Raw genomic sequence first — 17,014 nt, 5'->3', positions numbered from 1 at the left:
CGGATCCTTCGGGAGCCTTCCCCGGACCTCACCGAGGGCGCGGCCGGCCCGTTCCAGGCGCCGTTCCGGCCCCGGTTCCTGTCCCGGTTCCGGGCTCCCGCGCGAGGCCCCCGGAGCGGAGGCCGGGAAGCACGAAGGGCGCGCCAGGACGATGTCCTGGCGCGCCCTCAGGCAGGTGCGGCCCCGGTCGGCGCCGCCTCCGTCAGCCGTTCTTGATGCGGTTCGTGAGTTCGGTGACCTGGTTGTAGATGGAGCGGCGCTCGGCCATCAGCGCGCGGATCTTGCGGTCGGCGTGCATCACGGTGGTGTGGTCGCGGCCGCCGAACTGCGCGCCGATCTTCGGCAGCGACAGATCGGTGAGCTCGCGGCACAGGTACATGGCGATCTGGCGTGCCGTCACCAGGACGCGGCTGCGCGAGGAACCGCACAGATCGTCCACCGTGAGGCCGAAGTAGTCGGCGGTGGACGCCATGATCGCGGTCGCGGTGATCTCGGGCGCCGAGTCCTCGCCGCCCGGGATCAGGTCCTTGAGCACGATCTCCGTCAGACCGAGGTCCACCGGCTGCCGGTTGAGCGACGCGAACGCCGTCACCCGGATCAGCGCGCCCTCCAGCTCGCGGATGTTGCGCGAGATCCGGGACGCGATGAACTCCAGTACCTCCGGCGGGGCGTTGAGCTGCTCCTGCACCGCCTTCTTGCGGAGGATGGCGATACGGGTCTCCAGCTCGGGCGGCTGGACGTCGGTGATCAGGCCCCACTCGAAGCGGTTGCGCAGCCGGTCCTCCAGTGTGACCAGCTGCTTGGGCGGCCGGTCGCTGGAGAGCACGATCTGCTTGTTCGCGTTGTGCAGCGTGTTGAAGGTGTGGAAGAACTCCTCCTGCGTCGACTCCTTGTCCGCGAGGAACTGGATGTCGTCGACGAGCAGGATGTCCATCTCCCGGTACCGCTTGCGGAAGCTGTCGCCCTTGCCGTCGCGGATGGAGTTGATGAACTCGTTGGTGAACTCCTCCGAGCTCACGTACCGCACCCGTGTGCCCGGGTAGAGGCTGCGCGCGTAGTGCCCGATGGCGTGCAGCAGGTGCGTCTTGCCGAGTCCCGACTCCCCGTAGATGAAGAGGGGGTTGTACGCCTTCGCCGGCGCCTCGGCGACGGCCACCGCGGCGGCGTGCGCGAAGCGGTTCGAGGCGCCGATCACGAACGTGTCGAAGAGGTACTTCGGGTTCAGCCGTGCGGTGGGCTCGCCCGGACCCGGCGCCGGCGCGGGCTGCGCGGCCTTCGTCCCGGGAGCGCCGCCCGCGGACGGCAGGGAGGGACCGCCCCTGCGTCCCTGGCCGCTGTCGGAGGGGTCCGGCAGCTCACGGCGGTCGGAGCGCTGGTCGTAGTCCTGGCGCTGCTGCTCGTAGGGCGAGCGGTCCATCGGCTGGGGGCGGTAGTCCTGCGGCGGCGAGGCGTAGGGGTCCCGCTCGGGGAAGCCGAGACGCTGCTGCTGCCAGCCGTAGTCGTCCTGGGAGTGCCGCGGCCAGGCGCCGGGTTCCGGGCGCTGGTAGTCCGGGTACGCGGGACGGGCGGTCGGCAGCTGGTCGCCCGGGGCGCCGGGCAGGGGTTCGGCGCGGTGGCGGCCGTACCCCTCGTAGCCGTCGCGGCGGGAGTCGTACGGGGTGCGCTCCTCGCGGACCTGCGGCTCGTAGCCGCCGCGGTCGTCACGGCCCTGGCCGCCGTCGTAGCCGCCGCGGTCGTCACGGCCCTGGCTGTCATAGGCGCCGCGTTCGTCCCGTCCCTGGCTCTCGTACGGGCCGCGGTCGTCCCGGGCCTGTGCGCCGTCGTACGCGCCGCTGTCGTACGCGTTCCGGTCGTCGCGGGCCTGGCTCTCGTAGGGGTCGCGGCCCTGGCCCGGTCCGGCGGGGAGCTCGGGCTCCTCGTAGCGGGGCGGGGCGGGCTCGCCCGCGGAGTCGTCGACGGTGATGGCGATGCGGATGGGGCGGCCGCACTCGCGGCTCAGCGTCTCGCTGACGATCGGCGCGAGACGGCCTTCCAGCACGTTCTTGGCGAATTCGTTGGGTACGGCGAGCAGAGCGGTGTCCGCGACCAGCGCCAGGGGCTGGCAGCGTTTGATCCAGTGCTCGTCCTTCACCTCGACGCCCTGGCCGCGGCCCTCGCCCAGAAGTTGTTCCAGTACGCGTGGCCACACTGCGGCAAGATCGGCAGGTACGTCAGCCACGGGGCACGCTCTCTCACGGGTCCCACGAACGTGTGGTTCTGGGAACGGGTTGGGAAGTCAGTCGCTTGGGGCGGGGAGGAACAAAACCGCTGGGGCGGCGGGAAGGGAACGAATCGGAGTTCCGCCACGGTAGTCAGGGCGACCGGTGCGGTTCAAGTTGTTGTCCCCAGCCTGTGGACAGTGTCCCCCGCCGAGGGTTGGTTTGACCGGATGGCGTAGCCGCGCGTACCGTAACCAGGTCGAGTTGTCGATGGCTGCTGCCGCCTGCCTCCGATGGGCACAGATCGCGAAGAGTGATCGGGAAGCGGTGCACTCGGGCGTAATGCGAGTTTCCTCGTGGGCGCACGGTGACAGCCAGGGCGGCACCCCGCCACCACCGATTCTTTCTGGAGCCCCCTAGTGAGCAAGCGCACCTTCCAGCCGAACAACCGTCGTCGCGCCAAGACCCACGGCTTCCGCCTGCGGATGCGCACCCGTGCCGGCCGCGCGATTCTCGCGAACCGCCGTGGCAAGGGTCGCGCCAGCCTGTCCGCCTGATTACTCACAGGTCATGATCTCGTGCTGCCTACCGAGCATCGGCTGAGGCGGCGCGAAGACTTCGCGACCGCGGTACGCCGAGGACGCCGGGCCGGACGCCCGCTTCTCGTCGTCCATCTACGCAGCGGTGCACCGGACCCGCACGCGCCTGGGGAGAGCGCTCCCTCGACGCGTGCGGGTTTCGTCGTGAGCAAAGCCGTGGGCGGAGCGGTCGTACGCAACAAGGTGAAGCGCAGACTTCGCCATCTGATGCGGGACCGAGTCGTCCTGCTGCCCCCCGGTAGCCTGGTAGTCGTACGAGCGCTGCCCGGTGCGGGTGACGCCGACCATGAACAGCTGGCCCGAGACCTGGACGCCGCTCTGCAGCGGCTGCTGGGAGGGGGCGCGCGATGAAGTACCCACTGCTTGCTCTCATCAAGCTGTACCAGTGGACGATCAGCCCGTTGCTCGGGCCGGTCTGCAAGTACTACCCGTCGTGCTCCCGGTACGGCTACACAGCCATCGACCGGCACGGTGCGATCAAGGGAACGGCATTGACCGCCTGGCGCATCCTCCGGTGCAATCCGTGGTCGCTGGGCGGTGTGGACCATGTTCCACAGCGCAAGCGTCCGCGGTGGCACGAATTGCTGCGTAACGCCTGGCGTGCACGCAAGGGCGGGACCTCCGCCGCCGAACCGGCCACCGGGGACGCCACTGCCCCGGGTCCGGCCGCCGAGACCCCGTCCCATGCTCAAGGAGCTTGATTAGTGGACACGATTGCCAGTCTTTTCAGCTTCATCACGACACCCGTTTCCTGGGTCATCGTCCAGTTCCACACGGTGTACGGCGCCATTTTCGGCCCTGACACGGGGTGGGCCTGGGGCCTGTCGATCGTGTCCCTGGTGATTCTGATCCGTATCTGCCTGATCCCGCTCTTCGTGAAGCAGATCAAGGCCACTCGGGCGATGCAGACGCTGCAGCCCGAGATGAAGAAGATCCAGGAGCGCTACAAGAACGACAAGCAGCGCCAGTCCGAAGAGATGATGAAGCTGTACAAGGACGCGGGTACCAACCCGCTCTCCTCGTGCCTTCCCATCCTGGCGCAGTCCCCGTTCTTCTTCGCCCTGTACCACGTGCTCAACGGCATCGCGACGGGCACGACGATCGGTGTCATCAACGAGGAGCTGCTCGCCAGCGCCCGTAAGGCCCACATCTTCGGTGCCCCGCTCGCGGCGAAGTTCACCGACAGCGCCGAGACGGTCGAGAAGCTCGGCGCCACGCTGACCGACGTCCGGGTCGTCACCGCCATCATGATCGTCCTGATGTCGGCCTCGCAGTTCTACACCCAGCGTCAGCTGATGACGAAGAACGTCGACACCACGGTGAAGACGCCCTTCATGCAGCAGCAGAAGATGCTGATGTACGTCTTCCCGGTCATGTTCGCCGTCTTCGGCATCAACTTCCCGGTCGGTGTCCTCGTCTACTGGCTGACCACCAACGTGTGGACCATGGGCCAGCAGATGTATGTCATCCGCAACAACCCGACCCCCGGTTCGAAGGCCCAGACCGCGTACCTGGAGCGCCTGGAGAAGCGCGTCACGCAGCACGGCAAGACGCGTGGCCGCGGCGAGAAGTCGATCGTCAAGGCCATCGTCATCAAGGGCCGCGACCGCAACGAGTCCGAGCGCAAGTTCATCAACAGCCTGACCAAGGCTGGCCTCGTGGCCCAGCCCGACGGTCTCGTGGTGGCCGCCGAGAACCCCGCGGTCATCGAGTCCGAGGACGGCACCACGACCACCGCGGCCGCCGCCCCCAAGCGTCAGCAGCCGAAGCGCCAGACCAAGGCGCAGCGTCAGTCGGGCGGGGCGTCCAGCAGCGCACCGGCGGACGAGCCGGAGCCGAAGACCTCGCTGAGCAAGTCCGACGAGCCGCAGGACGCCAAGCCCTCAGCCGCGAAGCCGGCCGCCGGCAGCGGCAACAAGCCCGGCACCGGTACCCGCAGCAAGGCCCAGTCCGGACAGCGCAAGGGCCAGCAGCGGCCCAAGTCCCCGTCCAAGAAGTAAGAAGGAGTCCATCCCGTGACGGAAGGCACCACCTCCGCCGCCGCTGAGGGCGACACCCTGACCCGCCTGGAGCAGGAGGGCGAGATCGCGGCGGACTACCTCGAGGGTCTGCTCGACATCGCCGATCTCGACGGCGACATCGACATGGACGTCGAGGCCGACCGCGCCGCTGTCTCGATCATCAGTGACTCCGGTGGCCGAGACCTGCAGAAGCTGGTCGGCCGCGACGGCGAGGTGCTGGAAGCGCTCCAGGAGCTCACGCGCCTGGCCGTGCACCGGGAGACCGGGGACCGCAGCCGGCTGATGCTGGACATCGCGGGATTCCGGGCCAAGAAGCGCGAGGAGCTCTCCGAGCTGGGCGCCAAGGCAGCCGCCGAGGTCAAGAGCTCCGGCGAGCCGGTGAAGATGGCCCCGATGACTCCCTTCGAGCGCAAGGTCGTGCACGACGCGGTCAAGGCCGCGGGTCTGCGCAGCGAGTCCGAGGGCGAGGAGCCGCAGCGCTTCGTCGTCGTGCTCCCCGCCTGATCGGTACGTACGTTCCTTCGGCCCCGTCTGTTGCGCAGACGGGGCCGAATTTTGTCAGCCTGATAGTCCTGGTGATCAGCGCTCAGTGCGCTCAAGCGGTACGGAAGGACGGTCCCCCGTGACGGAGGCAGCGGAGCTTCCCCCCGCGCCCGAGCAGGCGCGTGAGGTATTCGGTGATCGCTTCGCGGACGCGGTCCGGTACGCGGAACTGCTGGCCGAGGCGGGAGTGCAGCGTGGGCTGATCGGCCCGCGTGAAGTGCCCCGGCTGTGGGAGCGGCACCTGCTGAACTGCGCGGTGCTCTCCGAGGTCGTGCCCGAGGGCGTGACCGTGTGCGATGTCGGGTCCGGTGCGGGGCTTCCCGGCATTCCCCTGGCGCTCGTCCGGGAGGACCTCAAGATCACGCTGCTTGAGCCCCTGCTGCGTCGGACCAATTTCCTCACCGAGGTCGTGGAACTGCTCGGTCTCGACCATGTGACCGTCGTGCGCGGCCGCGCCGAGGAGGTCATGGGGAAGCTGCAGCCGGTCCATGTGGTGACCGCCAGAGCGGTCGCCCCGCTCGACCGGCTCGCGACGTGGGGCGTTCCGCTGCTGCGCCCGTACGGCGAGATGCTGGCCCTCAAGGGCGACACCGCCGAGGAGGAGCTGAAGGCCTCCGCCACGGCACTGAGCAAGCTCGGCGCCGTGGAGACCTCCATCCTGCAGGTGGGTGAGGGCATCGTGGATCCGATGTCCACCGTGGTGCGGGTGGAGGTGGGCGAGAGTCCCGGGGGCGTGCGCTTCGCGGCGAAGCGGGCCAAGGCCGCCAGGACGGGCCGGGCACGCCGTCGGCGCTGACGCCGAACGATGTGAGTATCGCTACTCCCGGTCCCCGCACGAGGGGGCCGGGAGTTTCTCTGTCCGGGGTCAGGAGTTGTTTCTCACTCCCTTTGAATCGGCCTCACCGGTGAGGCCGATTCGACAAAAGATGCCAAACCTGTGCATATCGGAGTGTCGTGCCGCGCTGACCTGAGCGGCTCGGCATCGTGTTTCACGTGAAACGTCGCTCACTGTTGCACGGCATCATCGGTCGTGGCCGCGCCGCGGCTGAACCTCGTGGTCGGAAGCCTCTTGGATCACTCGGAGGGGGTGCGGGGTTGTCCACAGAGGTGGATTTCTCCACAGAACAGCGGTCCTCGCTGGTTCACGACTCCAATGGCATGGGAAGCTCTGTTCATTGCGAGCCTGAAGTCGAGGAGAGTGAATCCTTGCGGTCCGACGCCAACATCGCGGGACCGATGACCGATCCGGTCCCCGGTCCCCGTACCGAGTCGATGGGGGAGGGTGTTTCACGTGAAACACCGCCTCCGATGGACGACACTCCCATTGGTCGTGCTGCCCAACTGGCCGTGGAGGCGCTGGGTCGCGCCGGTGAAGGCCTGCCACGGCCCGAGCAGACCCGAGTCATCGTGGTCGCCAACCAGAAGGGCGGGGTGGGCAAGACCACCACCACGGTCAACCTTGCCGCCTCGCTGGCCCTGCACGGCGGCCGTGTCCTGGTGATCGACCTCGACCCTCAGGGCAATGCTTCCACGGCGCTGGGCATCGACCACCATGCCGAGGTGCCGTCGATCTATGACGTGCTGATCGACAGCAGGCCGCTCTCCGAAGTCGTCCAGCCGGTCCCTGATGTCGAGGGTCTCTTCTGTGCCCCTGCCACCATTGATCTCGCCGGTGCTGAGATCGAACTGGTGTCACTGGTGGCCCGTGAGAGCCGGCTGGAACGGGCGATCCTGGCGTACGAGCAGCCGCTGGACTACATCCTCATCGACTGCCCGCCGTCGCTCGGCCTGCTGACGGTCAACGCACTGGTCGCCGGTGCGGAAGTGCTCATCCCCATCCAGTGCGAGTACTACGCACTCGAAGGCCTGGGGCAGCTTCTGCGCAACGTCGACCTGGTGCGAGGGCACCTCAACCCCGACCTCCATGTCTCGACGATTCTGCTCACCATGTACGACGGCCGGACACGCCTCGCGTCCCAGGTCGCGGAGGAGGTGCGCAGCCATTTCGGCAAGGAGGTGCTGCGGACCAGCATTCCGCGCTCGGTCCGTATTTCGGAGGCCCCGAGCTATGGGCAGACGGTTCTGACCTACGATCCGGGTTCGAGCGGTGCTCTCTCGTATCTTGAGGCCGCGCGCGAAATCGCCCTGCGAGGAGTCGGAGTGGTGTATGACGCGCACCATGCCCATGTGGGCGGACAGAACGATCAGAACATGGTGGAGGGGATCCAGTGAGTGACCGACGACGGGGTCTGGGGCGGGGCCTTGGCGCACTGATCCCTGCGGCTCCTACAGGTGAACGGCCGGGTGTTTCGGCGAGTGGGACACCCACCTCGCCGACTGCCAACCCCATACTCACAGCGGAACGCGGAGTGGCGGTGGCCAAGGTGACCACGCTGTCCTCTGTTTCACATGAAACAGAGGACGTGTCGTCGAACGGATCACTGGAGACGCTTCAGGCTCCTGTCGGCGCTCACTTCGCCGAGCTGTCCCTCGACGCCATCACGCCGAACCCGCGTCAGCCGCGTGAGATCTTCGACGAGGACGCTCTCGCCGAGCTTGTCACCTCCATCAAGGAGGTCGGACTCCTCCAGCCCGTCGTCGTACGACAGGTGGGTTCCGGCCGCTACGAGCTCATCATGGGCGAGCGCCGTTTCCGGGCTTGCCGTGAGGCGGGTCTCGAGAGCATTCCTGCGATCGTGCGAGCCACGGAGGACGAGAAGCTTCTCCTGGACGCGCTCCTTGAGAACCTCCACAGGGCTCAGCTGAACCCGCTGGAAGAGGCGGCGGCTTACGACCAGCTGCTCAAGGACTTCAACTGCACGCACGACCAGCTGGCGGACCGTATCGGGCGGTCGCGTCCTCAGGTCTCCAACACCCTGCGTCTGCTGAAGCTCTCGCCGTCGGTTCAGCGCCGCGTGGCTGCCGGGGTTCTCTCCGCAGGGCATGCGCGGGCACTGCTGGCAGTCGACGACTCGGAAGAGCAGGACCGTCTGGCTCATCGCATCGTCGCCGAGGGCCTCTCGGTGCGGGCGGTGGAGGAGATCGTGACCCTCATGGGGTCGCGTCCGCAGGCGACTCAGCGCGCCAAGGGCCCGCGGGCCGGCAGTCGGCTCTCTCCGGCGCTGAGTGATCTGGCGACACGTCTCTCGGACCGCTTCGAGACCCGGGTGAAGGTCGACCTGGGGCAGAAGAAGGGCAAGATCACTGTCGAGTTCGCTTCGATGGAAGATCTTGAACGCATTCTCGGCTCCCTCGCCCCGGGCGAGGGACCGGTCCTTCAGAAGAGCCTTCTGGACGACGACTCCGACGACGCGGAAGACTGAGTCGACTTCCTGGTGGATCGGTGTCCGACCGGTCCACCAGAAGAGCGGGCCGTACCCGGCGTGTGCCGGAACACGGCCCGCTCTTTGCTTTCCGGCGGTATCTACCGAATCGCATCGTGGATACGATGCGATGGGTATGGCGCATCCACCTGGCAGCACCTTCATCGGGGAGGCGGGGGTCATGCAGACCGTGAGCCGTACCGGACTGATGACCGCAGCTCTGGGCCTGGGAGCGGTCGGCGGGTTCGTCGGCAGCCTGCTCAGAGAGCGGAGCCATCTGACAGCCGCCCGTGACGCCGCGGGCGAACGAAGCGAGGAACATCCTTCATGGGGCGCCGGCTCGTACCGCTCACGCTGGACAACCTTCCGGACCTTCCCAACCGCTGTCGTGCGTGCGTCTTCTGGGAACTGGATCCTGTCAGCGGTGAAGCCGCGGTAAAAGCGAGCACGAGCGCCGTGGAGAAGGAAGCGTGGATCTCCTCGGTTCTGCTGGACTGGGGATCCTGCGGCCGGGTCGCCTACGTGGACGATATGCCGGTGGGCTACGTGCTCTACGCGCCACCGGCCTATGTCCCCCGCTCCACGGCGTTCCCCACAAGCCCTGTAGCACCGGACGCGGTTCAGCTCATGACCTCGTTCATCATGCCGGGCTACCAGGGACAGGGGCTGGGCCGGGTGATGGTCCAGACGGTGGCCAAGGATCTGCTCCGTCGGGGGTTCAAGGCGATCGAGGCTTTCGGGGATGCCCGGTGGAAGGAGCCCGCTTGTGTGCTCCCCGCCGACCATCTCGTCGCGGTGGGCTTCAAGACCGTTCGCCCTCACCCCAGATACCCCCGTCTGCGGCTGGAACTACGGACGACGCTCTCCTGGAAGGAGGACGTGGAGCTGGCGCTGGACCGGCTTCTCGGAGCGGTCCAGAAGGAGCCCGCGCTTCGTCCCCTGTGACGGCAGGTCGACCACGGCATGCGTGATCGGCAACCGATGTCCTTCCGATGGCCAGGCATCCCTGGGATAAAGCGAATGGGCCAGCCCGCTCGGGCTGGCCCATTCGTGTTTCACGTGAAACACATGCCGCGTGTGCGGCCGTCGACGACTACTCGGCGATGAATTCCTCGAGGTCGCGCACGATCGCGGCCTTCGGCTTGGCACCGACGATGGTCTTGGCGACCTCGCCACCCTGGTAGACGTTCAGGGTCGGGATCGACATGACGCCGTACTTGGCGGCCGTCGCCGGGTTCTCGTCGATGTTGAGCTTGACGATCTCGATCTTGTCGCCGTGCTCGGCGGCGATGGCCTCGAGCGACGGGGCGATCTGGCGGCACGGACCGCACCAGGCGGCCCAGAAGTCCACCAGGACGGGCTTGTCGTTCTTGAGGACGTCCTGCTCGAAGGAGTCGTCGGTCACGTTCTTGAGGGTGCCGGCCACGGCGGGCTCCTTAACTTGTTTGTGCGGTGGGGAGGTCGGGGGTGATCAGACGGTGGCGGCGGCGGTCTCGCTGTCCGCAAGGGCGGCGAGGTAGCGCTCGGCATCGAGAGCGGCGGAGCAGCCGGTGCCGGCCGCGGTGATCGCCTGACGGTACGTGTGGTCGACGACGTCGCCGGCGCCGAAGACGCCCGTGACGTTGGTGCGGGTCGAAGGCGCGGCGACCTTCAGGTAGCCCTCGCCGTCCAGGTCGAGCTGGCCCTTGAAGAGCTCGGTGCGCGGGTCGTGACCGATCGCGATGAACAGACCGGTCACCGGCAGCTCCGAGGTCTCGCCGGTCTTGAGGTTGCGCAGCGTCAGACCGGCCAGCTTCGGGTCGCCCTTGATCTCGGCGACCTCGCTGTCCCAGATGAACTTGATCTTGGGGTCGGCGAAGGCACGCTCCTGCATCGCCTTGGAAGCGCGAAGGCTGTCCCGGCGGTGAACGATGGTCACGGACTTGGCGAAGCGCGAGAGGAAGGTGGCTTCCTCCATCGCGGTGTCGCCGCCGCCGATCACGGCGATGTCGTGGTCCTTGAAGAAGAAGCCGTCACAGGTCGCGCACCAGGAGACACCGCGCCCGGAGAGCGTGTCCTCGTTGGGCAGACCGAGCTTGCGGTGCTGCGAGCCCGTCGTGACGATCACGGCCTTGGCGCGGTGCACCGTGCCGGCGGTGTCCGTGACGGTCTTGATCTCACCCGTCAGGTCGACGGCGACGACATCGTCGGGGACCAGCTCGGCACCGAAGCGCTCGGCCTGGGCGCGCATGTTGTCCATGAGCTCGGGACCCATGATGCCGTCCTGGAAGCCGGGGAAGTTCTCGACCTCGGTGGTGTTCATCAGCGCACCGCCTGCGGTGACGGCGCCTTCGAAGACCAGCGGCTTCAGCGACGCGCGCGCGGTGTAGAGCGCCGCCGTGTAGCCGGCGGGACCAGACCCGATGATGATCACGTTACGGACGTCGCTCACGCTTGATTCCTCGTCTCTGGAGACTGCTGCGTACCGGTGGGAGCATCTCTCAGTACTCTCACCCCACCCAACGGATCCTAAGGGGCTTCAATTCCCGCTGTGTCAGGGCACACGGAGACCGGGTGCCGGGCGGAGAGGGACGCCTTCAGGAGCGTGGGTACGACCGCGTCAGCAGCACCTTGCCGGGCGACGGAGAGGACTGCTTCTCACAGGCGGCGTCGACGACGTACGCCGTGACCTTCGTCCTGTCGGAGACATCCGACACCACGAGGAGATAGACGCCCTTCCCCTGGAACGAGCCCTCCTTGGCGGCCAGGAGCACACCGGGGTCCCCGGTCCCCTGCTCGACACACTGGGGAACAGCGGGTGTGGGGGTGATCAAGGTCTGCACGTCGCCGGAGTCGGTTCCGGCGTCCTGCGACTCGACGCCCCAGGGTTTGGCCTTGGGTGAGGCATGGCCCGATGTCTTGTTCTTGGTGAGAAGAGCCGAGACCTCGCCCTGGAGCGTCTGCTCGGAGAAGGTGTCCGGCGACCCCGACTCCTGTCGGGTCGCTGTCTGGGCGGTCTTGCCGGAGTCGTCGCTCAGGGAGTGAACGAGGATCGCACTCAGCCCCAGAGCCACGGCCGCGAAGGCGGCGGTGAGGAGAGCCGTCCTGCGGCGCCCACGACGTGCTCGACGGGGGCGACCGGGGCCGGTGGCCCCACGGGGATGCCCCGAGGGGCCGACAGCGGTCGATGTTTCACGTGAAACATGAGAACGGTCGTCGCCGGCGTCGGCTGACCCGTCGGGAGCTGTGGCGCTCAGCAGGGTTTCCGCGGCGAGGGCGGCATCGATGCGTCCGGCCACATCGTCGGGCATGCGTGAGGGCCCCGGAAGGGTGCCGAGAAGACCGCGGATCTTCTCCAGGGAGTCGTACACGTCGGAGCAGAGCGCGCACCCGTCGAGGTGCTGTCGGACGTCCTCGGTACGGGAAGGCGAGAGCAGACCTTCGGTGAGGTCGGAGATTTCCGCGACGTCCGGGTGTCCGGCCGTGTCCGCCGTGGATGTCACGCTCGCCCACCTCCGCCCTTCACAGCAGCTGAATCGCTTGGCCCTGCGCCGCGGGCTCCCGACTCGTGAGGTCCCGCTGCGGGTGGGACGGATGTCCCCTGCGTCCGGTTCCGTCCGCCGCCCGACTTCTTCGTCTCCTCGTCATCCGGTTTCTCCGCGCGGAGGTGGGTGAGGAGGGGAAGGAGTCTGGCTCTGCCACGCGCGCAGCGGCTCTTCACGGTGCCGGTCGGGACATCGAGAATGCGGGCCGCCTCCGCCACGGGGTAGCCCTGCATGTCCACCAGGACGAGGGCGGCGCGCTGGTCGGCGGGAAGCGTGCCCAGCGCGCCGATGAGCTCGCGGTGGAGGTCATTGCGTTCGGCCAGGGCGGCAGCGGACTCGTGCGGCTCGAGGAGCTGCTCCAGGCGCTGGGTGTCGTCGACGGGGGACGTCTTCCTGGAGGCCGCCTTGCGGGCCCGGTCCAGGCAGGCGTTCACCGTGATGCGGTGCAGCCAGGTCGTGACGGCCGACTGGCCCCGGAAGGTGTGGGCGGCCCGGTAGGCGGAGACGAGTGCGTCCTGGACCGCGTCAGCGGCCTCCTCGCGGTCTCCCAGCGTCCGCAGGGCCACGGCCCACAGCCGATCGCGATGACGCCGTACAAGCTCACCGAAGGCATCCGGGTCGCCCTCGACGTGGCGGGCCAGGAGGTCCTGATCGCTTGTCTCACCCTGTGCGGCTTCATCGGCCATCGGACCCCCTCCCCTCCGTCGACGAGTGTCAGCCGGTGAACTTCACATCCGTGATCGCCTGCTTCCAGCCTGCGCCGCTGTAGCCGTCGCTGGGAGCGTTCGGCACATCGGTGAGCCACAGCAGCACGTACTGCGTCTTCACGGACTTGGACGCTTTCAGGTTCAGGGTGGTGCCGCTTGTGATGGCGGTGCCGATCTCCTTCATGCCGTCGACGGACGTCGTGGGCGACAGCGCGTCGGCGGCGTACAGGTGGATCGTGGTGTGATTCCCCGCGTAGCGAAGTCCTATCGAGGCGTTCTTGAGCGAGTGGGCCGAACCCAGGTCGTAGACGATGCCCACGCCGGGCTTGTACGGCGCCAGCTTGGGGCCAGCGGTGTACGTCTTCGTCCGCCAGAACGTGGTGCTGTTGCCGTCGAAGGTCTTGTCCACGTCGTCGGCTGCCTGGGGGGAGCCTTCGGCCACGTACTCCTGCGCGCCCTTGATCGCGATCGGCCTGACCGGCTCGGGCTTGGTGTTGCCCTTCTCGTTGCCGTCCGTCGTCTGGGTCTTCTTGGTGTCGTCGGACTTGTCGTGGTCCATGAGCGCGTCCGCGAGCTGCCAACTGCCGAGGCCCAGGGCGGCGATGAGGAGAGCCGAGACGGCCCACTTCAGGGCTGTGCCCGTACGGCTCTGCAGCGGGGGCGGCGGGGTCGGCAAGGGTTGGGTGGCGCCCGGACGGGGCGCCTGACGGCCGTACGTGCCCTGCTGGTACGTCGTGCGCTGGTACTCGGGCGGTGCGGTGAACGCGGGCTCCGGCGGGCGGATGCGGGGCATCTCGCCGATCGCCTTCACCAGCTCCTCCGGCGTGGTGCACGGGGACTCGTGGCGGGAGGCGGTCGCACCGTCGTTGGCGAGCGCGCGCATGGCGAGCTCCGACAGGCCTCGGTGCACACCGGCCCGCACCTGGTCGGGTGCGATGAGGCCGACGCCCTTGGGCAGCCCTGACAGGCCGTAGGCGTCGTTCTCGTACGGCCAGCGCTGGGTGAGGGCGGCGTACAGGAGCGCGCCGATCGCTTCCGTGTCGGTGCGCTGCGGGGTGTCCGAACTGACGCCGCGCAGCGCCGCGTTCACGGCGAGCCCGCGGATGCGCCACTGACCGGTGGACGTGCGCAGCACGGCGCCCGGGGTCAGCTTGAGATGGGCGAGGCCCTCACGGTGCGCGGCGGCCATGGCCCCCGAGACCTGGCTGACCATCTGGTAGGCCTCGTGCACCTCGAGGGGACCCGAGGCGAGCAGGGCGGTGAGTTCCGTGGCGTCCGGCAGCCACTCGTGCACCACGTAGACGAGGTCGTTCTCCTCGACCGCGTCCAGGACCTGGACGAACCGGGGATCACCCAGCAGGGCGGAGGAACGGGCCGCCGCCAGTACCGAGCGGGCGCGCGGATGATCGGCGGGCAGCAGGTGCACCCCGACGGCACGGCGGAGTTTCTCGTCCATCGCGCGCCAACTGCTGAAACCGTCCAGTCGGGTGACGCACTCTTCGAGGCGGTAACGCCTGGCGAGCTTGTGCCCGCTGTGCAGTTCGGGCGGTGAGGCCTTTCCGGGACCCTCGGTCCCGCCGCTCCCCTGTGCCTCTTCGCTGTCCGTTTCCCGCTCCCGGTTATGGGCCACCCCGTCGGACGTGGTCTGGTCCGCCTTGGCGGTCAGCGGTTCATCACCGCTGTTGTCTGCCACGTCGACGGCAGCCGTGCTCCGTTCCGCCACCGTCGTCCCTGCCTCCCCATCCATTGCGCGCTGTCCGACGCAGAAACCAATTGTGCCCACAGTCCGACGCTATGCACGACACACGGCGACGGACGATGGTTGTGCGCCTACCCCCGCCTCAGCGCCCCAGGCGCCCGCGGACCATTCCGACCATTGAGTTGAGTTCCTCGATGCGCATCTTGCGCGCGGCGACGTAGAAGACGCCGAGCAGAGCGATCGACCCGACGACGAGCGCCGCGATCGAACCGATCGCGCCGTGGCCGAGGAACCGGGTGATCGCGAAGCCTACGGTGCCGCCCACCACGGCGCCAGGGACGGAGGCCAGGCAGAGGCGCGCGTACGTGCGCAGCACGCGGGCTCCGTCCAGATCGCCGCCCAGCCGCTTGCTCAGCCGCTGCCAGGCCACTCCGACGCCCACGGCGTACGCCAGTCCGTACGCGCCGGCCATGCCGACGACCGCCCACTGCGCGGGCAGGATCAGGTAACAGACGGCCGAGGCGGCCGCGTTGACGGCTGCCACGATGACCGTGTTGTAGAAGGGGGTACGGGTGTCTTCGTAGGCGTAGAAGCCACGCAGGACGACGTACTGCACCGAGAACGGGATCAGGCCGAGGGCGAAAGCCATGAGGACGTAGCCCTGGGACTCGGCGGCCGCGAGGCCGCTGGAGCCGAAGAGCAGGGTGCACATGGGGATGCCCAGGGCGAGGAACATGAAGGCAACCGGGACGATCGCGACCGCCGAGGTCCGCAGACCCTGCGAGATGTCGTCCCGGACGGCTCCCGGGTCTCCGTCGTGGGCCGCCCGCGAGATCCGCGGAAGCATGGCCGCCATGACGGAGACCGTGATGATCGCCTGCGGCATGCCCCAGATCAGCTGGGCGTTGGAGTAGGCCAGGATGCCCGCTCCGTCCTTGCCGGAAGCCTTGCCCGCCGCGGTGGCCAGCTGCGTGACGACGAGGACGCCGGCCTGGTTGGCGAGGACGAAGAGCACGGTCCACTTGGCGAGCTTGATGGCCTTGCCGAGGCCGTGGCCCCGCCAGTCGAAGCGCGGACGGAACCGGAAACCGGCCTCGCGCAGGTACGGGACCATCGCCATGGCCTGCACGACCAGGCCGAGCAGGGTGCCGATGCCCAGCAGGCGGATGCCGTCCGGCGGGATGTTGTCCACTGTCATGCCGGAGTGCCGGGAGGTTCCGTAGACCCAGAGGAACATGCCGAACGTGAAGATCATGACGATGTTGTTCAGGACCGGGGTCCACATCATCGCGCCGAACTTCCCGCGGGCGTTGAGGATCTGGCCCATGACCACGTGGACGCCCATGAAGAAGATCGTGGGCAGGCAGTACCGGGCGAAGGTGACGGCCACGTTGTTGGAGGCCGGGTCGCTCGCGATGGAGTTCGACATCAGCTGGATCAGCAGCGGCGCGATGAACACCGCGGCGGTGACGATCACGCCGAGGGCCACCATGACGAGCGTCAGCAGGCGGTTGGCGTACGCCTCACCCCCGTCGTCGTCCTCTTTCATGGAGCGCACCAGCTGGGGAACGAAGACCGAGTTGAGGCCGCCGCCGACGGTCAGGATGTAGATCATCGTCGGCAGGGTGTACGCGACGGTCCAGGCGTCACCGAGGGTCGCAGCGCCCAGGGCCGCCGTGATGATCATGGTCCGGACGAAGCCGGTGAGACGGGACACCAGCGTGCCCGCCGCCATCACGGCGCTCGACTTCAGCAAGCCGGAGGCACGGCCGCCGGACTTCGCCGGAGCGGCCGCGGGCGGCTGAGCGGCGGCCGGAGCCGGCTCGGGGGCAGGCGGCGGGACCGCCGGGGAGGCGGAGGAGGCGTAGGCCTGGCGGACGCCGCCCTGCTGCTGATCGCGGAAGAGGTGGGCGAAGGCGTCGGGCTCATGCTGTTCCTCGCCGGCCTGGGTGACCAGATCGTCCACCCCCACGTACTGGGTGGTCCGGGCGTCGTCCCCGTACGGCAGGTGGCGCGTCGGTCCGGACGGCTCCGGAGGCGGCGTCTGGGCCCACAGCCGCGGGTCGGGTGCGTACTGCGACGCGGGCGGCTGTGCGTACAGCGGCTGCTGAGGGGCATACGTCCCGGGTGCCGGCGGAGGGTGCGCGGCACGGTCGTAGAGCGCCTCCGACACCGGGTCCTGGGCGGAGAGGTCCTGAGCCCGGTACGGATCCTGGTCGTAGGCGTCCTGGAGGTACATGTCCGCGGGAGACCCCTGCGGCATCTGAGCGGTCTCCGGCGTGCCCTCGGGGTGGCCGGGGCGGCCCGCGTCCCGGTCCGGGTAGTCCTCGGGGTAGCCCGAGGATCCCGCGCCCTGGCCGCGGTCACCGTCGTACGGCGCGTTCATGGTTACCCCACCTC

16 protein-coding genes are annotated in these 17,014 nt (G+C 68.3%); 9 read left to right on the top strand and 7 right to left on the bottom strand.

Features of this window, described 5'->3' with window-relative positions:
- Window positions 1–202: 202 nt before the first annotated feature.
- A complete protein-coding gene (gene dnaA, locus ACICHK_RS20300) occupies window positions 203–2,218 on the bottom strand; it encodes a chromosomal replication initiator protein DnaA (RefSeq protein WP_406838014.1) in 2,016 nt (671 codons plus the stop codon).
- Between the two features lie 399 nt (window positions 2,219–2,617).
- Here dnaA and rpmH point away from each other — a divergent pair, with 399 nt between their 5' ends.
- From rpmH to ACICHK_RS20255, 9 genes are all read left to right on the top strand, one after another.
- Window positions 2,618–2,755 (top strand): 50S ribosomal protein L34, encoded by a 138-nt coding sequence (gene rpmH / locus ACICHK_RS20295; RefSeq protein ID WP_006381191.1) that lies wholly within the window; start codon window positions 2,618–2,620, stop codon window positions 2,753–2,755.
- 21 nt (window positions 2,756–2,776) lie between these two features.
- On the top strand, window positions 2,777–3,148 hold the full coding sequence (gene rnpA, locus ACICHK_RS20290) for a ribonuclease P protein component (RefSeq protein ID WP_151471043.1): 372 nt from the start codon (window positions 2,777–2,779) through the stop codon (window positions 3,146–3,148).
- Window positions 3,145–3,498, top strand: coding sequence for a membrane protein insertion efficiency factor YidD (yidD, locus tag ACICHK_RS20285; RefSeq protein ID WP_103552387.1), 354 nt, complete (start codon window positions 3,145–3,147; stop codon window positions 3,496–3,498). Before rnpA ends, yidD begins: the two co-directional genes overlap by 4 nt.
- A gap of 3 nt (window positions 3,499–3,501) precedes the next feature.
- Window positions 3,502–4,797: a membrane protein insertase YidC gene (yidC, locus tag ACICHK_RS20280; protein ID WP_406838013.1), complete on the top strand. Its 1,296-nt coding sequence runs from the start codon at window positions 3,502–3,504 to the stop codon at window positions 4,795–4,797.
- 15 nt (window positions 4,798–4,812) lie between these two features.
- Window positions 4,813–5,322, top strand: a complete 510-nt coding sequence (locus tag ACICHK_RS20275) for a R3H domain-containing nucleic acid-binding protein (protein WP_103552385.1) — start codon at window positions 4,813–4,815, stop codon at window positions 5,320–5,322.
- A 118-nt stretch (window positions 5,323–5,440) separates the two neighbouring features.
- Window positions 5,441–6,157, top strand: coding sequence for a 16S rRNA (guanine(527)-N(7))-methyltransferase RsmG (gene rsmG / locus ACICHK_RS20270; RefSeq protein ID WP_406838012.1), 717 nt, complete (start codon window positions 5,441–5,443; stop codon window positions 6,155–6,157).
- 362 nt (window positions 6,158–6,519) lie between these two features.
- Window positions 6,520–7,593, top strand: coding sequence for a ParA family protein (locus tag ACICHK_RS20265; RefSeq protein WP_151471087.1), 1,074 nt, complete (start codon window positions 6,520–6,522; stop codon window positions 7,591–7,593).
- Window positions 7,590–8,684 carry a ParB/RepB/Spo0J family partition protein gene (locus ACICHK_RS20260; RefSeq protein WP_406838011.1) on the top strand — a complete coding sequence of 365 codons (1,095 nt, stop codon included), beginning with the start codon at window positions 7,590–7,592 and terminating at the stop codon, window positions 8,682–8,684. The genes ACICHK_RS20265 and ACICHK_RS20260 overlap by 4 nt, the downstream gene beginning before the upstream one ends.
- Window positions 8,685–9,011: 327 nt before the next feature.
- Window positions 9,012–9,629, top strand: coding sequence for a GNAT family N-acetyltransferase (locus tag ACICHK_RS20255; protein ID WP_406838010.1), 618 nt, complete (start codon window positions 9,012–9,014; stop codon window positions 9,627–9,629).
- 148 nt (window positions 9,630–9,777) lie between these two features.
- Here ACICHK_RS20255 and trxA read toward each other — a convergent pair whose 3' ends face one another.
- The 6 genes from trxA to murJ form a co-directional block, all read right to left on the bottom strand.
- On the bottom strand, window positions 9,778–10,110 hold the full coding sequence (gene trxA / locus ACICHK_RS20250; protein WP_151471039.1) for a thioredoxin: 333 nt from the start codon (window positions 10,108–10,110) through the stop codon (window positions 9,778–9,780).
- A gap of 45 nt (window positions 10,111–10,155) precedes the next feature.
- On the bottom strand, window positions 10,156–11,115 hold the full coding sequence (gene trxB / locus ACICHK_RS20245) for a thioredoxin-disulfide reductase (protein WP_103552379.1): 960 nt from the start codon (window positions 11,113–11,115) through the stop codon (window positions 10,156–10,158).
- A gap of 145 nt (window positions 11,116–11,260) precedes the next feature.
- The gene (locus tag ACICHK_RS20240; RefSeq protein ID WP_406838009.1) at window positions 11,261–12,166 is read right to left on the bottom strand and encodes an anti-sigma factor family protein; all 906 of its coding nucleotides are present in this window, start codon (window positions 12,164–12,166) and stop codon (window positions 11,261–11,263) included.
- Window positions 12,163–12,894, bottom strand: a complete 732-nt coding sequence (gene sigM, locus ACICHK_RS20235; RefSeq protein ID WP_406838008.1) for an RNA polymerase sigma factor SigM — start codon at window positions 12,892–12,894, stop codon at window positions 12,163–12,165. The genes ACICHK_RS20240 and sigM overlap by 4 nt, the downstream gene beginning before the upstream one ends.
- Before the next feature lie 28 nt (window positions 12,895–12,922).
- The gene (locus ACICHK_RS20230; protein WP_151471036.1) at window positions 12,923–14,638 is read right to left on the bottom strand and encodes a protein kinase family protein; all 1,716 of its coding nucleotides are present in this window, start codon (window positions 14,636–14,638) and stop codon (window positions 12,923–12,925) included.
- A gap of 118 nt (window positions 14,639–14,756) precedes the next feature.
- Window positions 14,757–17,000, bottom strand: a complete 2,244-nt coding sequence (gene murJ, locus ACICHK_RS20225) for a murein biosynthesis integral membrane protein MurJ (protein ID WP_406838007.1) — start codon at window positions 16,998–17,000, stop codon at window positions 14,757–14,759.
- Between the last annotated feature and the right edge of the window lie 14 nt (window positions 17,001–17,014).

The organism is Streptomyces sp. AHU1 (assembly GCF_045343905.1).
GTDB lineage: Bacteria > Actinomycetota > Actinomycetes > Streptomycetales > Streptomycetaceae > Streptomyces > Streptomyces triticiradicis.
This window is presented reverse-complemented; position numbering and strand designations above follow the sequence as displayed.